The 1,338-nt window shown below is 63.7% G+C and carries 1 protein-coding gene; it reads left to right on the forward strand.

Annotation, left to right across the window (positions count from 1 at the left end):
* A partial coding sequence (gene fdhA, locus EKA13_RS27195) for a formaldehyde dehydrogenase, glutathione-independent (RefSeq protein WP_065762031.1) occupies positions 1-1,160 on the forward strand: 1,160 nt, incomplete at its 5' end.
* Positions 1,161-1,338: the final 178 nt, after the last annotated feature.

Genomic DNA, 1,338 nt, shown 5'->3' on the forward strand with positions numbered 1-1,338 from the left:
AAGTCGAGGTACAAACAATCCCCTATCCAAAAATGCAGGACCCGCGAGGCCGCAAGATCGAGCACGGTGTCATCCTGCGGGTAGTGTCGACCAATATCTGCGGCTCCGACCAGCACATGGTGCGTGGCCGTACCACCGCCCAGGTCGGCCTGGTTCTGGGCCATGAAATCACCGGCGAGGTGATCGAGAAGGGCCGTGATGTCGAAAACCTGCAAATCGGTGACCTGGTCTCGGTACCGTTCAACGTTGCTTGCGGTCGCTGCCGCTCCTGCAAGGAACAGCACACCGGCGTCTGCCTGACGGTCAACCCGGCACGGGCGGGCGGTGCGTACGGTTACGTGGACATGGGCGACTGGACCGGCGGCCAGGCCGAATACGTGCTGGTGCCTTATGCCGACTTCAACCTGCTGAAACTACCGAACCGTGACAAGGCCATGGAGAAAATCCGCGACCTGACCTGCCTTTCGGACATCCTGCCAACCGGTTACCACGGTGCGGTCACCGCAGGCGTTGGGCCGGGCAGTTCGGTGTATATCGCCGGTGCCGGCCCGGTCGGCCTGGCAGCTGCAGCCTCGGCGCGCCTGTTGGGTGCGGCCGTGGTGATTGTCGGTGACGTGAACCCGGTACGTCTGGCACATGCCAAGGCTCAGGGTTTCGAGATCGCCGACCTGTCCCAGGACACCCCGCTCCACGAACAGATCGCCAACCTGCTGGGTGAGCCAGAAGTTGACTGTGCGGTCGATGCGGTGGGCTTCGAGGCTCGGGGCCATGGCCATGCTGGTGCCCAGCACGAAGCGCCGGCCACGGTGCTGAACTCGTTGATGGGTGTGGTGCGGGTAGCCGGCAAGATCGGTATCCCTGGCCTCTACGTCACCGAAGACCCGGGCGCCGTGGATGCCGCAGCGAAAATCGGCAGCCTGAGCATTCGCTTCGGCCTTGGTTGGGCCAAGTCCCATAGCTTCCACACCGGCCAGACCCCCGTGATGAAGTACAACCGCGCCTTGATGCAGGCCATCATGTGGGACCGCATCAACATCGCTGAAGTGGTGGGCGTACAAGTCATCAGCCTGGATCAGGCGCCAGAAGGTTATGGCGAGTTCGATGCCGGCGTGCCGAAGAAATTCGTGATCGACCCGCACAAACTGTTCAGCGCCGCCTGATCATTCCCCCTGCCACCCCCGCTTTTTAGCGGGGGTTGGCTTCAGCTGACACCCCACCGAGGCCATCGCAGGCAAGCCAGCTCCAACAGAGCCCGCGCCAGCCTGTAGGAGCCGGGCTTGCCCGCGATGCAGGCGCCGCGAACTCACGGGCCCCCCACCGAGGCCATCGCAGGCAAGC

The sequence above is a fragment of the Pseudomonas defluvii genome, assembly GCF_001695625.1.
GTDB classification, from domain to species: domain Bacteria; phylum Pseudomonadota; class Gammaproteobacteria; order Pseudomonadales; family Pseudomonadaceae; genus Aquipseudomonas; species Aquipseudomonas defluvii.